At 58.0% G+C, this 21,573-nt stretch carries 14 protein-coding genes; 4 read left to right on the top strand and 10 right to left on the bottom strand.

Annotated features, from left to right (window positions below; all coding sequences use genetic code 11):
* Positions 1–112: 112 nt before the first annotated feature.
* The 5 genes from recD to recC all read right to left on the bottom strand — a co-directional run bounded on the left by recD (position 113) and on the right by recC (position 10,591).
* Positions 113–2,449 carry an exodeoxyribonuclease V subunit alpha gene (gene recD, locus K1Y77_RS12085; RefSeq protein WP_264428717.1) on the bottom strand — a complete coding sequence of 779 codons (2,337 nt, stop codon included), beginning with the start codon at positions 2,447–2,449 and terminating at the stop codon, positions 113–115.
* Complete coding sequence (gene recB / locus K1Y77_RS12080; RefSeq protein WP_264428716.1) at positions 2,446–6,183, bottom strand: exodeoxyribonuclease V subunit beta; 3,738 nt, start codon at positions 6,181–6,183, stop codon at positions 2,446–2,448. The genes recD and recB overlap by 4 nt, the downstream gene beginning before the upstream one ends.
* A 96-nt stretch (positions 6,184–6,279) precedes the next feature.
* A complete protein-coding gene (locus K1Y77_RS17400) occupies positions 6,280–6,567 on the bottom strand; it encodes a type II toxin-antitoxin system RelE family toxin (protein ID WP_030073398.1) in 288 nt (95 codons plus the stop codon).
* 3 nt (positions 6,568–6,570) lie between these two features.
* Complete coding sequence (locus tag K1Y77_RS12075) at positions 6,571–6,861, bottom strand: hypothetical protein (protein WP_035536706.1); 291 nt, start codon at positions 6,859–6,861, stop codon at positions 6,571–6,573.
* Between the two features lie 115 nt (positions 6,862–6,976).
* Positions 6,977–10,591: an exodeoxyribonuclease V subunit gamma gene (gene recC, locus K1Y77_RS12070; RefSeq protein ID WP_264428714.1), complete on the bottom strand. Its 3,615-nt coding sequence runs from the start codon at positions 10,589–10,591 to the stop codon at positions 6,977–6,979.
* 152 nt (positions 10,592–10,743) lie between these two features.
* On the opposite strand from recC, the gene ilvD reads away from it, so the two are divergent.
* Positions 10,744–12,420: a dihydroxy-acid dehydratase gene (gene ilvD, locus K1Y77_RS12065; RefSeq protein WP_030073394.1), complete on the top strand. Its 1,677-nt coding sequence runs from the start codon at positions 10,744–10,746 to the stop codon at positions 12,418–12,420.
* A 142-nt stretch (positions 12,421–12,562) separates the two neighbouring features.
* On the opposite strand, the gene K1Y77_RS12060 is transcribed toward ilvD, so the two are convergent.
* Entirely contained in the window at positions 12,563–12,688 is a 126-nt protein-coding gene (locus K1Y77_RS12060; RefSeq protein WP_264428712.1) for a hypothetical protein, read from the bottom strand.
* A gap of 192 nt (positions 12,689–12,880) precedes the next feature.
* Between K1Y77_RS12060 and chrA the strand changes: the two genes are divergently transcribed.
* Positions 12,881–14,074, top strand: a complete 1,194-nt coding sequence (chrA, locus tag K1Y77_RS12055) for a chromate efflux transporter (protein WP_264428710.1) — start codon at positions 12,881–12,883, stop codon at positions 14,072–14,074.
* Positions 14,075–14,093: 19 nt separating this feature from the next.
* Here the strand turns inward: chrA and K1Y77_RS12050 are convergent, their stop codons facing one another.
* From K1Y77_RS12050 to K1Y77_RS12035, 4 genes are all read right to left on the bottom strand, one after another.
* Entirely contained in the window at positions 14,094–17,189 is a 3,096-nt protein-coding gene (locus tag K1Y77_RS12050; RefSeq protein WP_030073390.1) for a molybdopterin dinucleotide binding domain-containing protein, read from the bottom strand.
* Positions 17,182–18,369, bottom strand: coding sequence for an NrfD/PsrC family molybdoenzyme membrane anchor subunit (gene nrfD / locus K1Y77_RS12045; RefSeq protein WP_264428693.1), 1,188 nt, complete (start codon positions 18,367–18,369; stop codon positions 17,182–17,184). Before nrfD ends, K1Y77_RS12050 begins: the two co-directional genes overlap by 8 nt.
* Positions 18,353–19,129 carry a sulfate reduction electron transfer complex DsrMKJOP subunit DsrO gene (dsrO, locus tag K1Y77_RS12040; protein ID WP_030073385.1) on the bottom strand — a complete coding sequence of 259 codons (777 nt, stop codon included), beginning with the start codon at positions 19,127–19,129 and terminating at the stop codon, positions 18,353–18,355. The genes nrfD and dsrO overlap by 17 nt, the downstream gene beginning before the upstream one ends.
* A 275-nt stretch (positions 19,130–19,404) precedes the next feature.
* A complete protein-coding gene (locus K1Y77_RS12035; RefSeq protein WP_030073383.1) occupies positions 19,405–19,677 on the bottom strand; it encodes an XRE family transcriptional regulator in 273 nt (90 codons plus the stop codon).
* A gap of 217 nt (positions 19,678–19,894) precedes the next feature.
* On the opposite strand from K1Y77_RS12035, the gene purE reads away from it, so the two are divergent.
* Together purE and K1Y77_RS12025 are read left to right on the top strand one after the other, a co-directional pair.
* Positions 19,895–20,407, top strand: a complete 513-nt coding sequence (gene purE, locus K1Y77_RS12030) for a 5-(carboxyamino)imidazole ribonucleotide mutase (protein ID WP_030073381.1) — start codon at positions 19,895–19,897, stop codon at positions 20,405–20,407.
* A 12-nt stretch (positions 20,408–20,419) separates the two neighbouring features.
* On the top strand, positions 20,420–21,559 hold the full coding sequence (locus tag K1Y77_RS12025) for a 5-(carboxyamino)imidazole ribonucleotide synthase (protein WP_264428692.1): 1,140 nt from the start codon (positions 20,420–20,422) through the stop codon (positions 21,557–21,559).
* Positions 21,560–21,573: the final 14 nt, after the last annotated feature.

The following is a 21,573-nucleotide window of genomic DNA, read 5'->3' as shown; positions in this document are numbered from 1 at the left end:
TAGGGCAGGGGGCGTGGAATAGATGTTGTGAACATCATTAATCTGAAAACTCTTTAACATCCGCTCTTGGCCGAAGACCGACATTATCACCACTAATATCGGTTTTGATTTCCTACATCCCACTCACCCTCATAACCTCCCTAGTCACCGCCTCATTCAACACCCCGCCTTTGGCTTCCACCAGCGTGAGCCAGTCGCGGGCGCGGGTGATGCCGGTGTAGACCAGCTCGCGGGTGAGAATCGGGTTGATAGTGGGCGGTAGCAGCAGGGCGGTGTGCAGGAACTCCGAGCCTTGGGATTTGTGTACCGTCATCGCAAATACGGTTTCTACCGCGTGCAGGCGGGAGGGCAGTACCCAGCGGATGGTTTTTTCCGGGTCGCTTGTCGGAAAGGCAACGCGTAATAGCGATTTACCCGGCGTGCGCGGGTCTGGCACGGCGAGGGTGATGCCGATATCGCCGTTCATCAGTTTTAGGCCGTAGTCGTTTTGGGTGACCAGTACCGGGCGGCCTTCATACCAGCCTTTCTCTAACGTGTAATCACTGCCAAACAGCAGCTTTTCGCTGCGCAGGGTTTTGGCGATATGCAGGTTTAGGCCTTCTACCCCCCAGGGGCCTTTGCGCAGCGCGCATAGCAATTGAAAGTGGCTGTAGGCGCTGAGAACCTCAGCAGCCCAGGCATTATAGGCCGCTGGGTTGTCCTCAAACGATTCCCCACGCGGGCGCTGCGCGTTCAGCACCTTTAGGTAATGGCGATAGCCGGTGGGCGGGGCGATGGGTTCATTTTTGTGGTTGGTGCGGCCTTCACCACTATTCAGAAACTTATCCGCGCTGCCGTGAATGACCAGCTTATCCAGCGCGGTGTCCTCTGAAAGCGTTAGGTGGTGCAGGTCTGGGTAGCCATGGCGCAGCACGGCGTTAACGGCCTGCTGTTTTTCCCGATCAGTTTGGGTATGGCTGGGCTGGTTAATCGCCTGGGCCAACTGGCCGATGCCGCTGTGTTCGTTAAAGCGGTGGCTTACCCGCAGCATGGTAATGGCTTGGTCGAGTGGCTGGCCTTCAGCATCCAGGTACTTTGGCGGTAGCGGCTGGCCGGTGGCGCTTTCCAGCCATTGGGCGGTTTCGTGCGTGTAGTGGGCGGCCTCGGCGCGGCGGCATAAATCGCCAAGTACCGAGCCAGCCTCTACCGAGGCCAACTGGTCTTTATCCCCCAGCAGCACGCACTGGGCATTGGCGGGCAGGGCGCTCAGTACGGCGGCCATCATTTCGATATCCACCATGGAGGCTTCGTCGATGACCAGCACATCCAGCGCTAGCGGATTGGCGGCGCTGTGGCGGAAGTGGCGAGTATCGGGGCGGGCACCTAGAAGGCGGTGCAGTGTTGTCACTTCAGTTGGGATCGCGGCTTTTAGCTGTTCTGTGGCCTCATTTTCGCGAGCTGAAGCTCCCTCCCACAAAGCTCCTTCCAGCAAAGTGGCTAATTCTTTGAAGGGGAGTTGGCTGACTTGCCCGGCGATGGATTCATTCAGGCGGGCGGCGGCTTTGCCGGTGGGGGCGGCTAGGCGAATGCGCAGCGGCTGGTTGGGTGAGTGAGCCAGTTGCAGCGTTTGCAGCAGGGCGAGCAGGCGCACCACGGTGGTGGTCTTGCCGGTGCCGGGGCCGCCGGTAATAATGCCGAAGCGGCTGCGGGCGGCCAGGGCGCAGGCGGTTTTTTGCCAGTCGAGGTCGTCGCTTGGCTTGAACAGAATATGCAGGGCCTGGGGGAGAAGGCCAGGGTGACTATCGTCACCCATCGCCCAATAAATTGGCCTCCTACAACGGTTATCAGTTGCCGTCGTGGCGTTATCATTCATCGCCTGTGTGTGGGGGGTGTTTTCATCTTCTAAGCGGCTGGCGATTTGCTGGTGCAGGGTTTGTTCATACTGCCAGTAGCGACGCAAGTAGAGTCGCGTTTCTGAAGCTGAGTGAGCGGTCACTACCACCAGCGGCGTGTTGCCGGGGCCTTCGCTGGTGAGCAGTGGGTGATGCAGCGCGGCTTGCCATTCGCTTAGCGTGAGCGTTGCCAGCACGTCGCTAGGCAGCGGTGGCGGGTCGGTTAAATCATCCCCTTCTGGCGGTAGCGAAAGGGCGAAATCCGGTGCGTTAAGCGTGGCGGTTAAATCCAGACACACATGGCCTCGGCCTAGCTGGTGGCTGGCCAGGGCGGCGGCTAACAGCAGCAGCGCTGGGGCATCCGGTGCTTCTGCCGCTAGAAAGCGCACCAGGGCGCGGTCTAAATCACGCAGCCAGCCCCTGGCTACCCAGCGCTCGCATAGGGTTAGCAATTCGGTGGTATCGCTTAACGCAGGGTGAGCGCTCACTGGCGCGGGGGCTATTGAAGGCTGGGCATCCTGTGTCTCGACGGCATCGCCAAACAAGTCGAAGGTGTGGGTGTCTTTTGGCTTACTCATACCGTCGCTTCCTGTGCGGGGCTTGAAAACGATGCGCCTGCAAACAGGCTATCCAGTGCTTCGATCAGTTCAACCGGGGCGGGTTCGGAAAATACCCCGCGCCCTGGGCTGCGGCTGCCGCGTAGAAATACCGTCATCGAACCGCCTAGATGCTGGTGCGGGTCGTAATTGGGCAGGCGCGCTTTGAGCAGCCGATGCATAGCTAGCAGGTAAAGCGCGGCCTGGAGGTCGTAGCGTTTGGCCAGCAACGCATGGCGCAAGGCGTCCGGTTCGTAATCGCTGTCATTCGGCCCTAAATAGTTCGATTTCCAGTCCAGCACGTAAAAGCGCCCTTGGTGCTCAAAGGCTAAATCAATAAAGCCTTTCAGCATGCCGTTTAGGGTATCGGCATCCAGCGCTGGGCGCTCAACCCCTGGCAGTAAGTGCTTGCTGACCAGCGCATCAATCGCTTGGGTGTTGACCCGTTGGGCGGCCAGCCAGAACTCTAGCTCTACTTGGTAGCTGGTGAGTTCGGTCAGTGCGACGCTTTGTTGGTTCGGCGCGGCCAGCGGCAACGGTGTGGTGAGTAGCGCTGAAAGCCAGCCAGCCAGCGGTTCCTGCCATGCTTGCCAGCCACGCAGCTGCACGCGCCGCCATAGCATATCGTTGAGTGAATCGTGATCGTTGGCAGCGGCTTCAAACCCCTGCCTGCCTGCCCATTCCAAAAGCCCATGCAAAAATGTGCCCGGCCCTGGCCCCCTTGGAAATTTATGCAGGTGGAAAGTATCTGGCTGGGCCAACTGGGATAGTTCCTGCGGCTCATCCAATACTTCAAACGCGGTAGCTTCCTGGGCGGTGGTGGGCTCCAGGGGCGTTGCCGTGGGGGCGCTGAGCGTGCCGGAAAGGCGTAGCGCCGAGTAGCTGGCAATCCACCAGTGCTCTTTGGCCGGGCGCGTGGGCGTGCGGGCGTGCCCAAGCGTGGCGTTTTGTTCGGCGCTTTGTTCAGAGAGGGCAAGGCGCTGGGCCGTGGGTGCCGGTGGCTCGCTGACAACAATCTCGCTGCCTTGAGCCAGCGCTTCCAGCGCGGTGGTTAGCTCTGCCGGTGCAATGGTTTTTCCGCCGCTAATTAGGTAGCCGAGGGCGCTATTTTCCAACCCCTGCAGCGGGGCTAGCCCCAGCCAAGTCGCGTGGCGGGCGCGGGTCAGCGCTACATAAAGCTTGCGCAGGTCTTCCCCCAGGCGTTCTCGGTCGGCGGTGGCCTGTGTTTCTTTATCGGCGCTTAGGCTGAGCTGAAGGTTGCCTTGGGCGTCGTGCCAGCGCAGCGGTATGTCTTTATCGCTCACCGGGCGGTGGTTGGCGATAAATGGCAGAAATACCAGCGGGTACTCAAGGCCTTTGGATTTGTGGATGGTGACCACTTTGACCAACTCCGCGTCGCTTTCCAGGCGCAGCTTGTGGCTGTCGCCGTGGCTTTCTGGGTCGGCAATGGCCTCGTACAGAAAGCGAATCAGCGCGTGTTCGCCGTCCAATTCTGCGCTGGCTTGCTGCAGCAGTTCGCCTAAGTGCAGCAGGTCGGTGAGCAAGCGCTCACCCTCTTCGAATTCCCCCAGCAGGCGGGCGGGAATATCGAAATCCACCATCATGCGGCGTACAAGCGGCAGCACACCTTGGCGCTGCCATAGGCGGTGGTAGTGGCTGAATTGCTCCACCCGTGCTTCCCAAGCCAGTTCGTTTTGTTGCAGATGATCAAGGTCGGCTAGGCTTAGCCCCAATACAGGCGTGGCCAAGGCAGCGCGCAGGTGGGCTTCGGCCTGGCGGGAGCTAGCGAGCGGCTCGGCACAGGCGCGTAGCCAACGTTCTACCTGCTTCGCCATGGGCGAGCTAAACACCTTGTCGTGGTCGGAAAGGTAAACACTCTTTACTCCACGGCTGGCCAGCGCTAAGCGAATGGCGCGGGCTTCCTGCAGTCCGTTGACCAGCACCGCCATATCGGAAGGCTTTAGCGGGGTGAAGTCATCGCCTTTCTGAAAACCGCTTTTGCTTTCTTTATTGCCACCTTGGCCTGCCGCGAGCAGTTCCACCATATAAGAGGCGCAGCACTCGGCCATCTCGGTTTGGTAGGCGGTTTTGGAAAGTGGTTCTTCGCTGGTTAACGGCCAGAGCGTCATGGCGGGCAGCGGATGGCCTTGGAGGACCAGCTGTTCGTCGCGGCCTTTGGCGGCTACCGGCAAAAACTGTAGCGGGTTGTCGCCGCCGTCTTCGCGAAACAAAAACGCCCCAGCGGGGTGCTGATCGGCGTAGTGGAAGCAGTGATTGACGGCTTCCACCATGGCGCGGCTGGAACGGAAGTTGGTGCCCAGCGTGACGTGGCGGCCTGCGGTGTCTTGGCGAGCCTGCAGGTAGGTGAAGATATCCGCACCGCGAAAGGCGTAGATGGCCTGTTTGGGGTCGCCGATCAGCAGCATGGCGGCGTCGCGGCGTGGGTTGGCGACGTCATAGACCGCGTTAAAGATGCGGTACTGAATCGGGTCGGTGTCCTGGAATTCGTCAATTAGCGCGACGGGGAACTGGCGCAAAATCTGCGCTGCCAGGGCGTCTTTGTTGGGGCCTTGCAGGGCGCGGTCTAAATGGGTGAGCAGGTCGTTTGGGCCCATTTCTGCACGGCGTTCTTGCTCGCGCTCCATACGTACTTTGCACCACTGCACGGCGTGAATCAGCAGGTCGTTACGCGGTTCCGGCAAGGCGTTGAGGGCGGCGGGCAGTGCCTCAAACGCCTCAAACGCTGGGTGGTTCGGTGGCTCTCCGTTCCAGATTTCAGCAATGCCCGCCGGTGTCAGTCGCTTCCATGCAGTGGCCTTCTTATCCATATCAGGACTGACAAGGTCGCTTTCCGCCCATTGCTGAATTTTATCCAGCCATTTTCCTCGATGATCTTTGCGCATTTTGCCAGGGGCAAAGTGCTTGGCTGTTTGGCCATCGTCAAAAAGCTGCCGTAGTTCATTTACCCACGCTCGCCAAGGAGCTTTTAGTTCTTCAAGGCGTGCGCTGCGTTCGGCGTCGGCAGTGCTTAACGTTTCTGCTGGCGCGTGGCGTTGGCTGCCGAGTGCCTCGCTTTCGTGGAGCAGCTTGCGCACCTCTTCGTGGAGATTATCCGGCGATTTCCAGTAGCGGGTAATGCTGCCCAGAGAGTCGGCATCCAGCGGGTAATAGAAGGTGCGCCAGTAGTCGCGCACCACTTCTTGTTCCAGTTCGCGCTGGTCGTTTTCCAGGTTGAGCGAGAACAGGCTGCCGCTATCGAAGGCGTGTTCGCGCAGCATGCGGTAGCACCAGCTGTGGATGGTGGAAACGGCGGCTTCGTCCATCCATTCGGCGGCTAGTTCCAGGCGGCGGGCGCAGGCGGGCCAGGTGGCCTCTGTGTATTGGCTGCGGAGTTGAATGAGTAAAGGATCGTCAGCAGGTGGCTCGCCCGGTGCTTTTCTAAACACCGCGGCGGCTTCTACCAGCCGGTGGCGGATACGTTCACGCAGTTCCTGGGTGGCGGCATTGGTAAAGGTGACTACCAGAATTTCCGGCGGGGTGAGCGGGCGCACAAACGCGCTGTCGTCTTTGCTGTGCTGGCCGCCCAGTACTAGGCGCACGTAGAGCAACGCGATGGTGAAGGTTTTGCCCGTGCCCGCACTGGCTTCAATCAAGCGGCTGCCGTGAAGCGGTAGCGTGAGCGGGTTGAGTGGGGTGGGTGTGTCAGCCTGGCTCATGCGGCTTTCTCTGTGTCAATGGGCTGTGACTGGGCCAGCGCAATAGCCTGGGTCGAGTGTCAGAGCCGAGTTCCAGCAAGACACAAGCCCGATTGGCTATATACGCCGGTTGGCAAGTTCGTACACTTCGTCATCCCGCCGGGCTCCTACCGCTATGATGAGCACTTGGATAGCGGATCCATCCACTTTATAGATGATTCTCGTATTACCCGTACGCATCCGCCTACAGCCTGCTAGAGCGCCTCGAAGGGGTTTGCCGAGTTTGTCAGGCTCGCCGTCGCGGATCCTCTCTTCAATAACATCAAGGAGGCGATTCGCTGCAGCGGAGCCCAAGCGGGTGAGATCATTTTGAACATCAGGGTGATAGCGCAGATGCCAGGCCATGGCTCAATCGTTCTGACTAAATAGAGCGCGCATGTCATCGTGCGAGACGGCCTGATCTGCCTGGTAGCTCGCTAGGCGGTCTCGGGCGATAGCCTCAATACGCAGGTCTTCAAGCTCATCAACGAGATCCTGATAGGCCTGAACGTTCATCAGTACCGCGGCAGGCTGGTTATCCTTGAACACCACGAGTCTATCCGTCGAACGTGATGATATTTCTTTGAGTCGAGCGCTGAAGGTGCGCGCCATGGCAGTCGCTGAGACCGCGTCTTCTGGACGTTCAAGTAAGGTGGCCATGGTTAACCTCTGGATGTATTAAACTACACGTATTAAAATATGTTTTATTATACATACAATTCTATGTAGAGATGGTCGGTTAAGCAAGGTGTATCGCTGATGGCCTTCTGGCGTTTCATTGCTTTTTACCCTCCGGCTTTTTACCCTCTGGCTTTTTGACGGCCTTGAATAGCGGGGCGTAGAGGGCGTCTGTCAGGGTGGCGAAGGTGTGTGGCTGGCCATCATGAGGTACCTCGATACGGTCGAAAAACAGCCGCTCGAAGCGGGGCCACTGGTGGCCGAGATAAGGGCTTTGCTCGACTTCGCCGGTGGTTTTGTAACCGCTCTCATAGACTTTTACGGCAGCGGCGTAGGCGTCGCTTTCCTGACCTTTCTCAGTGGCAATGTCTGGTGTGCCCAGCTTTGTCAGCCACGCAAAGGCGGCTTGGGGGGCCAGCGGTAACGGCACTTCCAGGCCATGTTGCCAGGCGTTTAGCTGGGTTTCCAGGTGGGCGCGGGCGGTGTCGGCAGCGACAGGTTCCAGGGTGATATTGCCTGCCTTGGAAAGCAGCTGTGTGGTCATCGGGCCGCTGAGGTTGCCAGCTAAATGCGCAACCCAGTGGCGCAGCAGCAGATGCCACTGGTACTTGCCGTTCTTGACCAGGCTGCTGCTGAGTAATAACAGGCGGCAGCGGTTGCCCGCATCATCCTGGCGTAGTTCGCCTAGCCAATCTTCCAGCGTAATACCGTTCTTGCCTTCCAAGTGAATGGCTTCTGGGTCACCTAGCGCAATCGGCCAAGCGCCTAGGGCTTCTTCATAGCCGGTGAACAGCGCTTCCATGGGTTCTGCTAACGCATCGCGCATGCGCTCGCCAAAGGCGCCCATGGCCAGTACACCTTGGCCCTGGAAGCGTTCAAGGGCTGCGTGCAGTGCTTCGATGCGTGGCTCGCCGCGATCAATGGCGTAGCGCTGGGCGGCGATCAGTTGGTCTTGCAGCTGCCAGTTTTGCAGGCCATCCAGGGCGAACGGTTCTTCGTCCAGCTCTGCAATTGCTTCCTGCTCGAAATACACCCCCAGTCGGGTATTGAAGAAGGCACGTACTGGCTCGCGCAGGAATTGGCCCAATTGGCCAAGCGTCAGGCTGGTCGGGGTGTTTTCCGGTGGGGGAAGTGTGGTTTGGGCAGCCTGAGGCGTGCGCGGTGCGTGTACCTCGCGCCATTCATGTGCATAGGTAAAGAGTCGGTTTGCTGCGTTGTTGAAGTAAACGCGGCTAAACGGCTGCAGCGGGTGCTCGGTGGTCAGCGCTTCCAGCAGCGGCGTACCGTTCTCGAGCTGCCAGCCTGCTTCTAGGTGGTCACGCAGTTGGCCGACCAGCACCGAAGGCGGTAACGGGGTGTTGTCGATTTGGCTTCTGCCGACCCAGCTTATATAGAGCTGGTCCCGGGCGGAGAGCAGCGCTTCCAAAAACAGGTAGCGGTCGTCTTCCCGGCGGGAGCGGTCGCCGGGGCGGTAGTCACTGCCCATTAAGTCAAAATCTAGCGGTGGCTGGGAGCGTGGGTATTCACCGTCGTTCATGCCTAGCAGGCACACGCGCTTAAACGGAATGGCGCGCATGGGCATTAGCGTGGCGAAGTTAACCGCACCTGCTAGAAAGCGCTGGGAAAGGCTGTGTTCATCAATCTGTGCCAGCCAGTGTTCGCGCACCATGGAAAGCGGCAGCGGGTCGTTTAATTGAGCTTCTGCGCTGCTTTCCAGCATCTGCTGCAAACCGTTTTCCAGCTTGGTGAGCATCACGCTTTCTTGGGCGTCGTCGGTAAGAAAGAAGGTTTCTAGCAGCGTGCGCAGCCGCGCTACCCAACTGGCGGGATCAGTGGGCTGGCAGAAGGTTTCCCAGGTCTCTTCGAGCTTTTCCAGCAGGGTGGCTAACGGCCCGGCAAGGCCGGCTTCCAGCCCACCGATGTCGTCAAACGGTTCAATGCCTTGCCATGCGTGGCCTTCGCCCACGGTGTAGCCCAGCAGCAGGCGGCGCAGGCCAAAGGCCCAGGTGTTTTGGCTTAGCCCGCCAGGAAGTTCGAGAGTCTGGCGCTGCTTGGCGTTCAGCCCCCAGCGGATGCCTGCGCCTTCCATCCAGCGCTCTAGCACCGGCAGGTCACGCTCTTCAAGCCCAAAGCGCTGGCGCAGAGCGGGCACATCGAGCAGATCCAGCAAATCGCTGACCGAAAGACGCAGCTCTGGCAGGCGCAGCAGCTTTTCCAGGGCAATCATTAGCGGCAGGCGGTGGCGGCTGGCTTGGTCGGAAAGCGTATAGGGGATATGCCGCGGGTCATCGTTTTGTAGCTGGCCAAACACTGCGGCGATATGCGGCGCGTAGCGGTCGATGTCTGGCACCATCACGATGATATCCCGTGGGCGCAGATCGGGGTCGGCACTGAAGGCGGCTAGCAGCTGGTCGTGAAGAATCTCAACTTCCCGCTGGGGGCCATGGGCAATATGAAACACCATGGAGTCATCTGCCGAACTTAGCGCGGGCCAGTGAGTTTTGGTTTCCGCCACGGGGCGAAGTTCGCGAATATCATCTTGGAGTTGGCTGAGCAGGCAGTCGCGATCAACGCCGTTAAACGGCTCGAACATATCAATACGCAGCGCCTGCTGCTCAAACAAGGTTTGGTAGTTGCCCGAATCGTCGTGTTCATCTAGTAGGCGCAGGTAGTCGCGGCCCTGCTTGCCCCAGGCAGCGAGTAGCGGCTGGGCGTGTAGATGCAGGGCATCGTCGGCGTCGCCAGTGCCCAGTACATCTAGCGCTTCAGGCATACCGGTTTTGCGCCGCTGGCGGTAGCGGTTGGCGCGCAGTAAATCCTTGTGCTCGATGATATCCGCCCAGTAGAACTGGCAGGGATTGTGTACACACAGCACAATTTGGCAGCAGCGCGAGAGCGCCGCTAGCGCTTCCAGGGTTTGTTGGGGCAGCGATGAAATACCAAAAATGATTAGCCGCCGGGGCAGGCCGCGCGGGCAGGGTTGGCCTTCCAGCTGTTCAGTGGCGTTCAAAAAGCGCCGATGCACCTGGGCGCGGCTACTGTTCAGACCTGCATCGCCTTGGGTGGCGGCAACGTCTTCGCGCAGTATGCGCCATAGCGCAGGTTGCCAGCGCTGATGTTCTTCCAGCGGGCGGGGTTCGCCCCGAGCGGTTATCAGTACGTCGTCACCGTTGGCCCAGGCATCCAGCCAGTCGGCGCGGTAGACCTGATACTGGTCGAACAAATCCGCCAGCCGCTCGGCCAGTTGGTAGTGTTTGCGCTGGTCGCGGTCGACTTCCAAAAACTGTGCCAACGGTGCGAACACTTCCAGCCCAGATAGGCTGGGCAGCAGGCGCAGCAGCCGCCATACCAAGCGCGATTTATCAAACGGCGAGGTTTCAGGTACCGCGTCGCCGTCCTGGTCAACGTGGGTGAGCACCGTGCGGTAGGCCTGCCATAGAAACCGCGCAGGCAGCATGACATCCAACGCGGCGGCGATGCCTGCGCCGCCGTTTTCTGGGTCTTCCGCCAGCGCTAGTTTTAACCACTGCCCAATGCCGTTGCTCTGCACCAGAATGGTCTCGTTTTCCAGCGCCCCCAACGGGTGCAAGCGCATCCACTGCACCACCAGCCCGCGCAAGTCTTCCAGGCGGTTAGCGTGCACCACCATAAAGCCAGGGGTAAGCAACGTTGGCGAGAACGGTGTTGGTGAGCAGTGTGAATTGGCAGGCATGCGGTGGTGTTCCTTCGCGGCATTAGGCAGTGGGAATAGCGCGTAGCACTATGGTGCCATAAGTTAAGTGTCTTGCGGGATGCGCGTTATATCGCCAAGCTATGCGGATACCGTGCGTAACGCGATGTGAGTCAAGCAAAGAGGAACTCCCTATGACCGAGCCTACTAACAATACCCGCCGCCACTCTTCTCAAGTAGTGGACGGCCCTGGCAAAGCGGCCAGCCGCGCGATGTTGCGGGCGGTGGGGTTTAACGATGATGACTTTACTAAGCCCCAGGTGGGCGTTGCCTCTACCTGGAGTATGGTGACCCCGTGCAATAGCCATATTGGTGAGTTGGCAGAGTTCGCCCGTGACGGTGCCGACGCGGCGGGCGGCAAAGGGGTTATCTTTAATACCATCACTATTTCCGATGGCATCGCTAACGGCACGGAAGGTATGAAGTACTCGCTGGTTTCCCGCGAGGTGATCGCTGATTCCATTGAAACCGTAGCGGGTTGTGAAGGCTTCGATGGTTTAGTGGCTATCGGCGGTTGCGATAAAAATATGCCGGGTTGCGTGATGGGCTTGGCGCGGCTGAATCGCCCCAGCGTGTTTGTGTATGGTGGCACCATTATGCCTGGTAAAGGCCATACCGATATCGTGTCGGTATTTGAGGCGATGGGCGCGCACTCCCGTGGTGATATTGATCTGATCGAGCTCAAAAACATCGAAGAAACCGCGATTCCTGGCCCGGGTTCCTGTGGCGGTATGTACACCGCCAATACCATGGCGTCTGCCATTGAAGCATTGGGTATGAGCCTGCCGGGTAGCTCGGCGCAGAACGCCATTTCCCAAGACAAGCGCGATGACTGTAAAGCGGCAGGTGAGGCCGTGCTGGCGCTGTTGGCCAGTGACATCAAACCTTCTGACATCATGACCCGCGAAGCATTTGAAAATGCGATTACCGTGGTGATTGCGCTGGGTGGCTCGACTAACGCGGTGCTGCACTTGATTGGCATGGCGCGCACCATTGGCGTTGAACTGTCGCTTTCTGACTTCACTGAGATTGGCAAGCGCGTACCGGTGGTCGCTGATCTGCGCCCCAGCGGCCACTATATGATGAGCGAGCTGGTGGCGATTGGCGGTATTCAGCCGTTGATGAAAATTTTGCTGGATGCTGGATTACTGCACGGCGACTGCTTAACGGTGACGGGTAAAACGCTGGCCGAAAACCTGGAAGACGTTGAGCCTTACCCTATGGATCAACAGATTATTGCGCCGCTGGGTAACCCGCTTAAAGCCGAAAGCCACCTGCGTATCCTGTTTGGCAACCTAGCACCGGAAGGCGCAGTGGCCAAAATTACGGGTAAAGAAGGAACGCGCTTTAGCGGTTCGGCACGGGTGTTTGGCTCTGAAGAAGAAGCCCAGGCGCGCATTAACGACGGCACCGTGGTGGCAGGCGATGTGGTGGTGATTCGTTATGAAGGCCCGAAAGGCGGACCCGGCATGCGCGAAATGCTTACGCCAACCTCTGCCATTATGGGGCGTGGGTTGGGTAATGATGTGGCGCTAATTACCGATGGGCGTTTCTCCGGCGGCAGCCATGGTTTTGTGGTTGGGCATGTGTCTCCGGAAGCCTTCGATGGTGGCCCGTTGGCGCTGGTGCAAGATGGTGATGCCATTACCATTGATGCTGAAGCCGACACCATTGATGTCGACATCAGTGATGAAGAAATGATGCGTCGCCGTGCCGCCTGGCAGCAGCCAGAACCGCGCTATCGCAAAGGCGTGCTGGCGAAGTATGCCAAGTTGGTCAGCTCTGCCAGCACGGGTGCGGTTACCGATTAATCTGCATATAAGTCATTGAGTGGGAAGGTTTATTAGCGCGGTGTAAGCGTTAGCGCACCCTTGGAGGTTGAGAGTAGCGGCGATGGGCGTCGTTCCGCCGCCTGCCGCGGGTGCCTCATTCGCTCGTTCCTCGCGATATTCGTTACCACGCGCTACTTAACGCATTGAATAGGCAGGTTTTGTAGCGCGGTGTAAGCGTCAGCGCACCCTCGGAGGTTGAGAGTAGCGGCGATGGGCGTCGTTCCGCCGCCTGTCGCGGGTGCCTCATTCGCTCGTTCCTCGCGATATTCGTTACCACGCGCTACTTAACGCATTGAATAGGCAGATTTTGTAGCGCGGTGTAAGCGTTAGCGCACCCGCGGTGGCGGCTCATCCGGCTGGGTGATGGTGAGCATTGTCATCACCGTGTCAGTTTTAACAGGTAAGTTAGGCCTTTTGTTCACACGGGGTAGCGTACGCTATGTCTGAAAAACAGCATCTGAACGGTCGGGTAAGCGAGGTGTTTTGGGCGTTCTTGGCGTTGGGGTTGACCTCGTTTGGCGGGCCGGTGGCGCACCTAGGCTATTTTCGTACGGCCTTTGTGGAGCGCCGCCGGTGGTTAAGCGAAAGCGCCTACGCGGATCTTGTGGCGCTGTGCCAATTTTTGCCGGGGCCTGCTAGTAGCCAAGTAGGCTTTGCCTTGGGGTTAATGCGCGCTGGCCCTTGGGGCGCGGCCATGGCGTGGCTAGCGTTCACGCTACCTTCCGCCATTGTATTGGTGCTGTTCGCGTTTGGCGCGGCGGTACTGGATGGCCCGATTGCCAGCGGCATTATTCATGGCTTAAAAGTGGTGGCTGTGGCCATTGTGGCCCACGCGGTGTGGGGCATGGCGCGTAACCTTTGCCCCGATAAAACCCGGGTGGGGATTGCGCTGGCGGCAGTGTTTGTTGTGGTCATGGTCAGCGGGCCGCTGGGGCAGGTCGCCGCTATTGTGCTGGGTGGCATAGCGGGGTTGGCGCTGTGCCGTATGGTGGCTACTGCTACGCCTAGCGAACCACTGCATTTTCCGGTATCTCGCCGTGCAGGCACTATCGCGTTAGTGCTATTCGCGACGCTGCTGGGTTTGCTGCCGTTGTTGGCCGGTAGCGCCGCGTGGCTAGCGGTAGCAGATGCATTTTATCGTTCTGGCGCGCTGGTATTTGGCGGTGGGCATGTGGTTTTACCGCTGTTGGAAGCGGAAGTGGTGCAATCCGGCTGGATTACCGCAGATGAGTTTTTGGCAGGCTATGGGGCTGCCCAGGCGGTGCCAGGGCCGCTGTTCACCTTTGCTGCTTACTTAGGCGCATTACTGCCCGGTATGAATGGTGTGGTGGGTGCGCTGCTGGCGTTGTTGGCGATCTTTATTCCTGGCTTTTTGCTGTTGGTGGGGGTGTTGCCCTTTTGGAATCATTTTCGCCGCTGGCAGAGCGCCCAGGCGTTGATGCGCGGCGCTAACGCGGCAGTGGTGGGTATTTTAGGCGCGGCGCTATATCAACCAGTATGGACCAGCGCGATTATTGGGCCTTATGAATTTGTTCTGGCGTTGACGGGGTTTTTACTGCTGACCGTTTGGAAACTGCCTGCGTGGATGGTGGTGATTGTCATCGCCTTGGGTGGGGTAGTGATCGCTATGTAACGTCACTACCCCATCCACGTTACACGCGGCTCACTTTAACCGGTAAGCCTTGGCGCACGCTGGCACCGCTGATGGGTTCTAGCCATGTACCGCCTACTTCCCGTGTTGGGTCTTGAAAGCCTAGGTCGTTGATGTTGATACCGGCCCGCATCCAGGGCATATCTGGCTGAGGTTTGCCATCAATGGTATGCGGTGTGGCTCCTAAATCCCGATGGCCGTAGCCGTGTTCAATGCCCAATGCGCCGGGCACAACGCTTTCGCTAACCAGCGCAAGCCCCACGACGCTTCCGCCTGGGCTTTCAATGCGGATGGTGTCGCCATGCTGGATGCCGAAGCGCTCGGCGTCTTGGCGGTGCATTTGCACAGGATTGTACGGCTTGATCATTCTTAGCCGCTCGTTGCCAATAGCGTAAGAGTTCATCAGGTTAGATTTGAATGAAAACGCTAGCAGCGGCCACTCCTGCTCTGAAAATACCTCGCGCATGGGTCGCTTGTTGGCGAGCTGGGGCAACTTGTGACAGGGCACGCCGCTGTTGGGGAGCCCGTTAGTGGTATCAATGCTGGTGCCTACCGACTCGTTGTAAATACACAGCGTTCTTTTCCACTGGTGTTTCAAGTGCTCGCCGACAAAGTGTTCGCTGGCATCCTCGAAGCGCCCGCCCCGGGCGTAAAGGTAGGCAACGCGGCCGCGCTCGTCGGTTTTAAGTGTACGTTCGAGTTTGGGCAGCAGCGGGGCAATGCCGCCGTGAGTAATGTCTGCGGCGCTCGCTTCTGGCAGCGGTTCATCTTGAAAGGCGATATTGGCGGCCGCCCGTAGGTAATAGTCTTCAGCGCGGTTGAGCGGGTGAAGATTGCCATCTGCATCGGGAATAGCGTTGTCGCCGAAGCCTGGCAGCCCTAGCCGTTTAGCAACGGCGATAAAGAAGCTGTCCATAGATACTGGCTCGCCTTCGGCTGTTTTTTGCTGGCGGGGTTCTACCACTGGCCAGCAGGCGGTGGAGAGTTTGCCCAGGGTGCCTTTCCAGGAACCAGCAAAGCCCCATACTTCGTACATTACCGAATCAGGCACAATGTAGTCGGCGTAGCGGTTGGTTTCGTTGATAAACCCATCGACGGCCACAAATAGCCCTAACCGCTTGGGGTCTTTCAGCTTATCGACAATCACGCCTTTCAGGCCAGCTTGACCATAAATCGGGTTAGCCATACAGCCAATCACCGCTTTGATGGGATAGGGGTAGCCATCCAGCGCGGAAGGTAAGTGCTCGGTAAGCGTTGGCGGTGCCAGTGAGCGCCAAGGAGCTTTCGCCGGATAGGGGTTTTCGCCTGCCGCGACCTTGCGCTGGTACTCCGAGGATTTCTCATAGGGAAAACGAGAGCGGGAGAGAAATACCCCTTGAGGGCCACGCTTGCCAGGGAAGTTGGCGAGGTCGTAGCGGGGGCCTTCGCCGGTGCCGCTGTAGGTGCCGCCACCTACGGCGCTGCCACCTTTCATATTGTAGTTGCCAGCCAGCAAGTTAAGCATTTGCACACCAAACGCGGCGTAAAAGCCATTGCCTGACATCATGCCGCCGTGGCAGTTAACGGCGGCTTTTCTGCCATGGCTAGCATAACGTTGGGCAAGCTCGATAATCGTTGCCTTGGGAATGCCGCAATGTTCAGCGTAGGTATCTATGTCGTACTCATTGGCGGATTCACGCAGTAGCGCAAGGCTAGTTTTGACGGTGACCGTCGTGCCATCCGCCAGGGTGACTGGGCGTTCGGCAAACAGCTCGGCGGTCATTACCTCTTCACTGAGGGCAAGTTCGCCCTCTGACACCACTACCGGTATGTCGGCATCGCTACCTGGGTCGGCAAAACCAAGGTCGCTGGCGCGCAAAAAGTAACCCCGGCGCGGGTGCTCGAAGGTATCAATCACTAAATGCGTGGCGTTGGAGTGGGTGGTTTCGCCTGCTGCATCGGCGGCAGCTTGGCCGGGCAGCTCAAGAAACGCCTGCGCATAGCCGTCGTTTTCCAGCAGCCACTGAATAAGCGCCATGGCAAAGGCGCTGTCGGTGCCAGGGCGAATAGGTACCCAACGATTGTTATCAGCGGCGTGGGAGGTGGCAGCGTTCAGCGCAGGGTCTACCACCACATATTCCAGCGTACCGGCGGCGCGTGCCTGTGCAATCAAGCGGCCCTGGCGCTTAAACGGGTTGCCTGCTTGGCTGGGCGCGCAGCCGATATACATAATAAAGCGTGCGTTCTGTATATCTGGCTTTACGTGAGCGTTAGTGACGATGTTGTTCATCACTGCCCCAGAGCCCATGCGGAATGCCAAACCACAGTAAGCGCCATGGTGGCCATAGTTGCGGGTCGCAAAGGCGTTTAAGGTGAAGCGTTTAAGTAAATCTGAGCGCCCGTAGTCGGTGGCTTCCATGACCATCAGCTGATTAGCCTTGGGGCCGTACTCCGGATTGTTGGGGTCAATCAGCGTGTCATGGTCGCGAATGTCACGCAGGCCGTCTACCTGACCTTCACCGAACAGGTCGCCCCCTTCGCAAATTTCCTCGATCAGTTGCTCAAACGATATTTTTTGCCACTCGCGGCTGCCTCGTTCACCGACCCGCTTAAGGCAGTGGTCGACACGAAATGGGTTGGTAATTTGGCTCATCATCGCGTTGCCCCTGGCACACGCGGTAGAGCGGTTGACTTGGCCCTGTTCTGCGTAAGCACTCACACTGCGCAGCGCATCCGCCACCGGCGTACGCATAGGCAAATGGTCATCGGCAGAAAGCGGATGATAAGGGTTGCCAGAGACTCGTAGCACTTCACCGCGGGTGTCATCGACCCGCACGCGCACACCGCACTGGGTGGTGCAGCCGTAGCAAATGGTAAAAGCGACCCGCTGATCGGGTGTTAGGGTGAGTTCGCCGGTCGCTAAATCAACGCGATATTCAGGCGTTAATGAGTTGCCATGAATGTTGTGCAGCGGTTTTTCACCCGCGCTGCCGGTAATACCTTTGGCCATTTTGGCCAGCGGGTCGGCGTAGCCCACTGCAAAGGTAGCGGCACCGCCAGCGGCAGCAGCCCCTTTTAGAAAGCGACGGCGTGAGGGGTCTTGAGCAGACTTAGCCATGACTAGGCGCTCCTTTATTAGCAGTAAGTGGGGCGCGAGACGCGTCTTGGTCGTTGGCGGATAGCTGGCCACCTTGTTGGGCCTTTCGCCACGGAAGTAATAGGTCGATCAGTAAAATGGCCGCCAGCCACAGCCCAAAGGTGCCGACAATGCCTAAGATGCCGGAAGAGCCAGCAGGAATGCCGTAGTGGTGGAAACCTGCACTGTTGCGGGCTACGTGTTGAACATCCATCAGCACTACCCAGCGGAACATCCAGCCCATATGAATGGCCACCAGCCCCAGTAACCATGCCCAGGCAAACAGTGCTGGCTGGCGCTTTGATGTGCGTGTTAGCAGAAACACAATGCTGGCAAATAGCGCAACGCTGGTAATGCCACCCCACAGTGCGGTACTGCGCCAAGAGGGGCTGTAACGGACAGACTCCAGCGCCGCCGCTACTGAGCCAACGTGGGCATTCAGGCCATCTAATAGCCAGCTAAGCGCGATAAGCCCTGCCAGCGCACAAAAGGCCAACAGGACATAGAGCATTTGCCGGGTGGTGGCGGATGAGCAGATACCGCTCACACGGTTTAACACCAGTACTAACCCAGCGGCGGCGATAAATCCGGTGGCGACCAGCATGGGCGGTAGCCAAATCGTGTTCCATAAGGGGCGAGCTTTGACGATAGCCAGTTCCGCGCCGGTATAGAGCATGATGCCGCTAGACAGTAACAAGGCGGCTAACCCCACTATTGCCACCAGTACTTTGGGCGTTGAACCACTGCCCATGCTCAGCCACTTGGCGATCAACCCGCTGAACCCCGCTGTCTGTTGCCGAGCTTGCAGTGCGGGACGCCAGGCCAGCCAGGCGAAGCCTAAGACGCTGATCAGATAGAGCGGCAGTACCACGCTGCCAATCGACATCCACGAGTGAGTGTTGGCATAGGCGTAGAAGTGCCAGAAGCGCAGTGGCTGGTGCAGGTCTGCTAATAGAGCCACCGGTGCGACTAACGTTGTGCTGACGCAGGCGATGAGCGCTAGACGTGCGGTGGGCAGCCAGGCTTTTTTGCCAAAGATTAATGCCGGGGCTGCTAGCCATAGGCTCGCGTAGGAGACTGCGATCATAAAAAAGTACTGTACCGCCCAGGGATACCAGGCGATGTCGTAACGGGGTGCGAGTAATTCAATGGTGGAATTCATAGCCCATCTCCTGGCCGTGGGGGTCGAGCACTTCAAGCGCCACGGGTTCTGCCACGGGGCGTGTGGTGAATCGTTCGTCCATACCTAAATAGAACACCTGGGGGAGGGTGTTTTTTTCTGGCTGTAGCACCATAAGGGCGTCGCGATGCTCGTTGATCAGACGGCTGATTTGGCTGTCTGGATTGCGCATGTCGCCGATAATCCGCGCGCCGCCTACGCAGCTTTCAACACAGGCGGGTAGCAGCCCAGCTTCTAGACGATGGGCACAGAACGTGCATTTGTCGGCGGTTTGAGTGCGTTCGTTAATAAAGCGTGCATCGTAGGGGCAGGCGTTAACGCAGTACGCACAGCCGACACAGCGGTCGCTATCCACCACAACGATGCCATCTTGCTGTTGGTAGGTCGCTTCAACGGGACAAACTGGCACGCAGGGTGGGTTTTCGCAGTGATTGCACAGCCGGGGCAGCATAAACGTAGCTAGCTCACCACTCTCTTGATGCTGCACTTCATACTGGGCAACTGTGGTACGAAATTGGCCTAACGGCGCGGCGTTTTCGATATGACACGACACGGTGCAGGCCTGGCAGCCGATACACTGGCGCAGATCAATCAACATGCCATAACGTTTGGTGGGGTCGCCTTCGCGACGAACAGGCTGCTGATTGATGCCTGCGCTGGCAAGGCTGGAAAACGGTACTAGGGCAGCGCCTGCACTTAGGCGGGCCAGCTGGCCTAGTAACGACCGGCGTATGGCGTCCATAACGCCTCCTTAGCTAATAAAAATGTCGCTGTTACCAACGTCGCTAATAAAACGTCGTTGTTGCAGGCGAATGAAGTGGATACGCTAAGGTTACGCCTTTGGTAGTATAAAAAATTGATGCGTGTCAATGGGTTAGCGCAGGTTTCTTAATGCTCCCTTAATCTTAGAGCGCTAACGAACTGTTTTAAAACGAAAACAGGCTAGCCCATGGGCCAGCCTGATAGTAAATAAAAGATAAATATGGGGTAAATAGTGACGTTAGGTAGCAACTGTTGCTATGGCGTCTCCAGTTCTAGAGTGCGACGTAAGACATTGAGTTCGTCAATGCCTAAATGCTCTAGCCTTCCGGCGAGTAGGTCGCTGATCTTTTGCACTGGAAGCCCCGCCCGGCGGGCGATTTCGCGGCTTCCCAAATCTGATACGGCGATCAGGCGGGTAATGATACGCATAAGGCGCGTACGTTTTTCTAAATCCCTGACATCGAGGTCAGGGCTGCTTCGCGGAGGATCTAGCGTGTCTGCGTGAGCAGTTGAGTATGCCGTACTCATGGGACTCCATCAGTCTGAAATGACAATCACACAATGCCGCCAAGTCGCGCGCTTTTCAATGCTACTTTGATTAAAATTTCGATCTATTTACAAACGCGCCCAAAAGCACACGCTCTGGTAGACTATGCGCCTTCTAATTTCCTGGTAAGCCGCCTGTGGTTAGCGGCTTGTTAAACGCTTTATTGCTTTCGTAGGCCTTTGGCCGAGGAGTTTTTGCATGTCGAACAGCGCACCTAAAGTGGGCGTGATCATGGGGTCGAAATCTGATTGGCCCGTCATGGAGCACGCAGTGGCGATGCTAGAGCGGCTAGGTGTTCCTTATGAAACCCGCGTTGTCTCTGCCCATCGTACCCCTGACTTGCTGTTCGACTATGCTAAAAGCGCTGCTGAACGCGGCCTGCAAGTGATTGTGGCTGGCGCTGGCGGTGCTGCCCACTTGCCCGGCATGGTGGCCTCTCAAACGGCGCTGCCGGTGCTAGGCGTGCCGGTGGAATCTAAAGCGCTGAAAGGCCTAGATTCGCTGCTTTCCATCGCCCAGATGCCTGGCGGCATTGCTGTTGGCACACTGGCGATTGGTAAAGCGGGCGCGACCAATGCTGGCTTATTGGCGGCACAGATTGTTGGTTTGCAAGATAGCACCGTGCGCGAAGCGGTTGAGACCTTCCGCGCTGAGCAAACCCAACTGGTGTTGGATAACCCAGACCCACGGCCTGATGCGGAAGCGAACTAAGGAGTTCTGGTCATGAACGCTAGCATTTCAAAAAACATCGGCGTATTAGGCGCAGGCCAGCTGGGCCGCATGCTGGCGCTGGCGGGCTACCCGCTAGGTAATCGCTTCACGTTTTTAGACACTACCGGCAACCCGAGCGCAGGTATTGGCGACGTCATCGTCGACCCCAATAACCAGCACTTGGCAGAATTTCTCGATAAGGTCGATGTCGTGACCTATGAGTTTGAGCACCTGCCGGTCGCGCTGATAGAGCAAATCGAACAGCACAAGCCTGTTTACCCAGGAAGCCGTGCCATCGCGGTGTGTCAAAACCGGGTAGAAGAGAAAGCGCTGTTTGACCATTTAGGGATTCCGACGCCTGCTTACCGTGTGGTTGAAAGCGCTGAGCAGCTTGAAGCGGCGGCCAATGAGTTGGGCTATCCGGTGGTTGCCAAGTCGGTCACCGAAGGCTACGACGGTAAAGGTCAAGCGGTGTTAAAAGCGCCGGAGCAGGCGGAAGAGGCGTGGAACAGCATTGGTCATCGCCAACTGATTGTTGAAGCGTTTGTCGATTTTGTGCGGGAAGTTTCGATGATTGCCGTGCGCGGTCGCGATGGGGAAGTGGTGTTTTACCCCATGGCGGAAAACCAGCACGTGGATGGCATTCTGCGCTATTCGGTTGCGCCACTGCCGGACTTAGCAGCCAGCGTTCAAGAGACTGCTGACAGCTACATTCGCATGCTGTTGGATGAGCTGGAGTACGTAGGTGTGATGGCATTGGAGTTATTTCAAACGCGTGATGGCAGCCTGTTGGCTAACGAAATGGCTCCACGGGTGCATAATTCCGGTCACTGGACCATGGACGGTGCGGTCACTAGCCAGTTTGAGAATCATCTGCGTGCTGTTCAAGGCCTGCCGCTTGGCAGCACCCAAGCCATTGCGCCGACCTGTATGGTGAATGTGATTGGGCAGGAAGGCGACAATGCCGCAATACTGGCGATTAGCAATGCGCACTTGCACCGTTATGACAAGGAAGAGCGGGCAGGGCGGAAGTTGGCACATGTGAATATCGTCGCTGACACGCATGCCGAGCTGCTTGAAAAAGTGCGTGCCTGCCACACATTACTGCGGGAAGCTCCGCCCGTGGCGTGGAGTTTTGAAGCATCGCTTTAATTTTAATAGTGAAC

It is taken from the genome of Halomonas qaidamensis (genome assembly GCF_025917315.1).
Classification (GTDB): domain Bacteria; phylum Pseudomonadota; class Gammaproteobacteria; order Pseudomonadales; family Halomonadaceae; genus Vreelandella; species Vreelandella qaidamensis.
This window is presented reverse-complemented; position numbering and strand designations above follow the sequence as displayed.

Bases quoted from the DNA above. Each gene is read 5' to 3' on its own strand.
- K1Y77_RS12075 (WP_035536706.1), bottom strand. From the start codon at position 6,861: ATGGCCACCTTACTTGAACGTCCAGAAGACGCGGTCTCAGCGACTGCC.
- K1Y77_RS17400 (WP_030073398.1), bottom strand. From the start codon at position 6,567: ATGGCCTGGCATCTGCGCTATCACCCTGATGTTCAAAATGATCTCACC.
- dsrO (WP_030073385.1), bottom strand. From the start codon at position 19,129: ATGGACGCCATACGCCGGTCGTTACTAGGCCAGCTGGCCCGCCTAAGT.
- purE (WP_030073381.1), top strand. From the start codon at position 19,895: ATGTCGAACAGCGCACCTAAAGTGGGCGTGATCATGGGGTCGAAATCT.
- nrfD (WP_264428693.1), bottom strand. From the start codon at position 18,369: ATGAATTCCACCATTGAATTACTCGCACCCCGTTACGACATCGCCTGG.
- K1Y77_RS12035 (WP_030073383.1), bottom strand. From the start codon at position 19,677: ATGAGTACGGCATACTCAACTGCTCACGCAGACACGCTAGATCCTCCG.
- K1Y77_RS12060 (WP_264428712.1), bottom strand. From the start codon at position 12,688: ATGAGGCACCCGCGACAGGCGGCGGAACGACGCCCATCGCCGCTACTC.
- ilvD (WP_030073394.1), top strand. From the start codon at position 10,744: ATGACCGAGCCTACTAACAATACCCGCCGCCACTCTTCTCAAGTAGTG.
- chrA (WP_264428710.1), top strand. From the start codon at position 12,881: ATGTCTGAAAAACAGCATCTGAACGGTCGGGTAAGCGAGGTGTTTTGG.
- recC (WP_264428714.1), bottom strand. From the start codon at position 10,591: ATGCCTGCCAATTCACACTGCTCACCAACACCGTTCTCGCCAACGTTG.
- K1Y77_RS12025 (WP_264428692.1), top strand. From the start codon at position 20,420: ATGAACGCTAGCATTTCAAAAAACATCGGCGTATTAGGCGCAGGCCAG.
- recD (WP_264428717.1), bottom strand. From the start codon at position 2,449: ATGAGTAAGCCAAAAGACACCCACACCTTCGACTTGTTTGGCGATGCC.
- K1Y77_RS12050 (WP_030073390.1), bottom strand. From the start codon at position 17,189: ATGGCTAAGTCTGCTCAAGACCCCTCACGCCGTCGCTTTCTAAAAGGG.
- recB (WP_264428716.1), bottom strand. From the start codon at position 6,183: ATGAGCCAGGCTGACACACCCACCCCACTCAACCCGCTCACGCTACCG.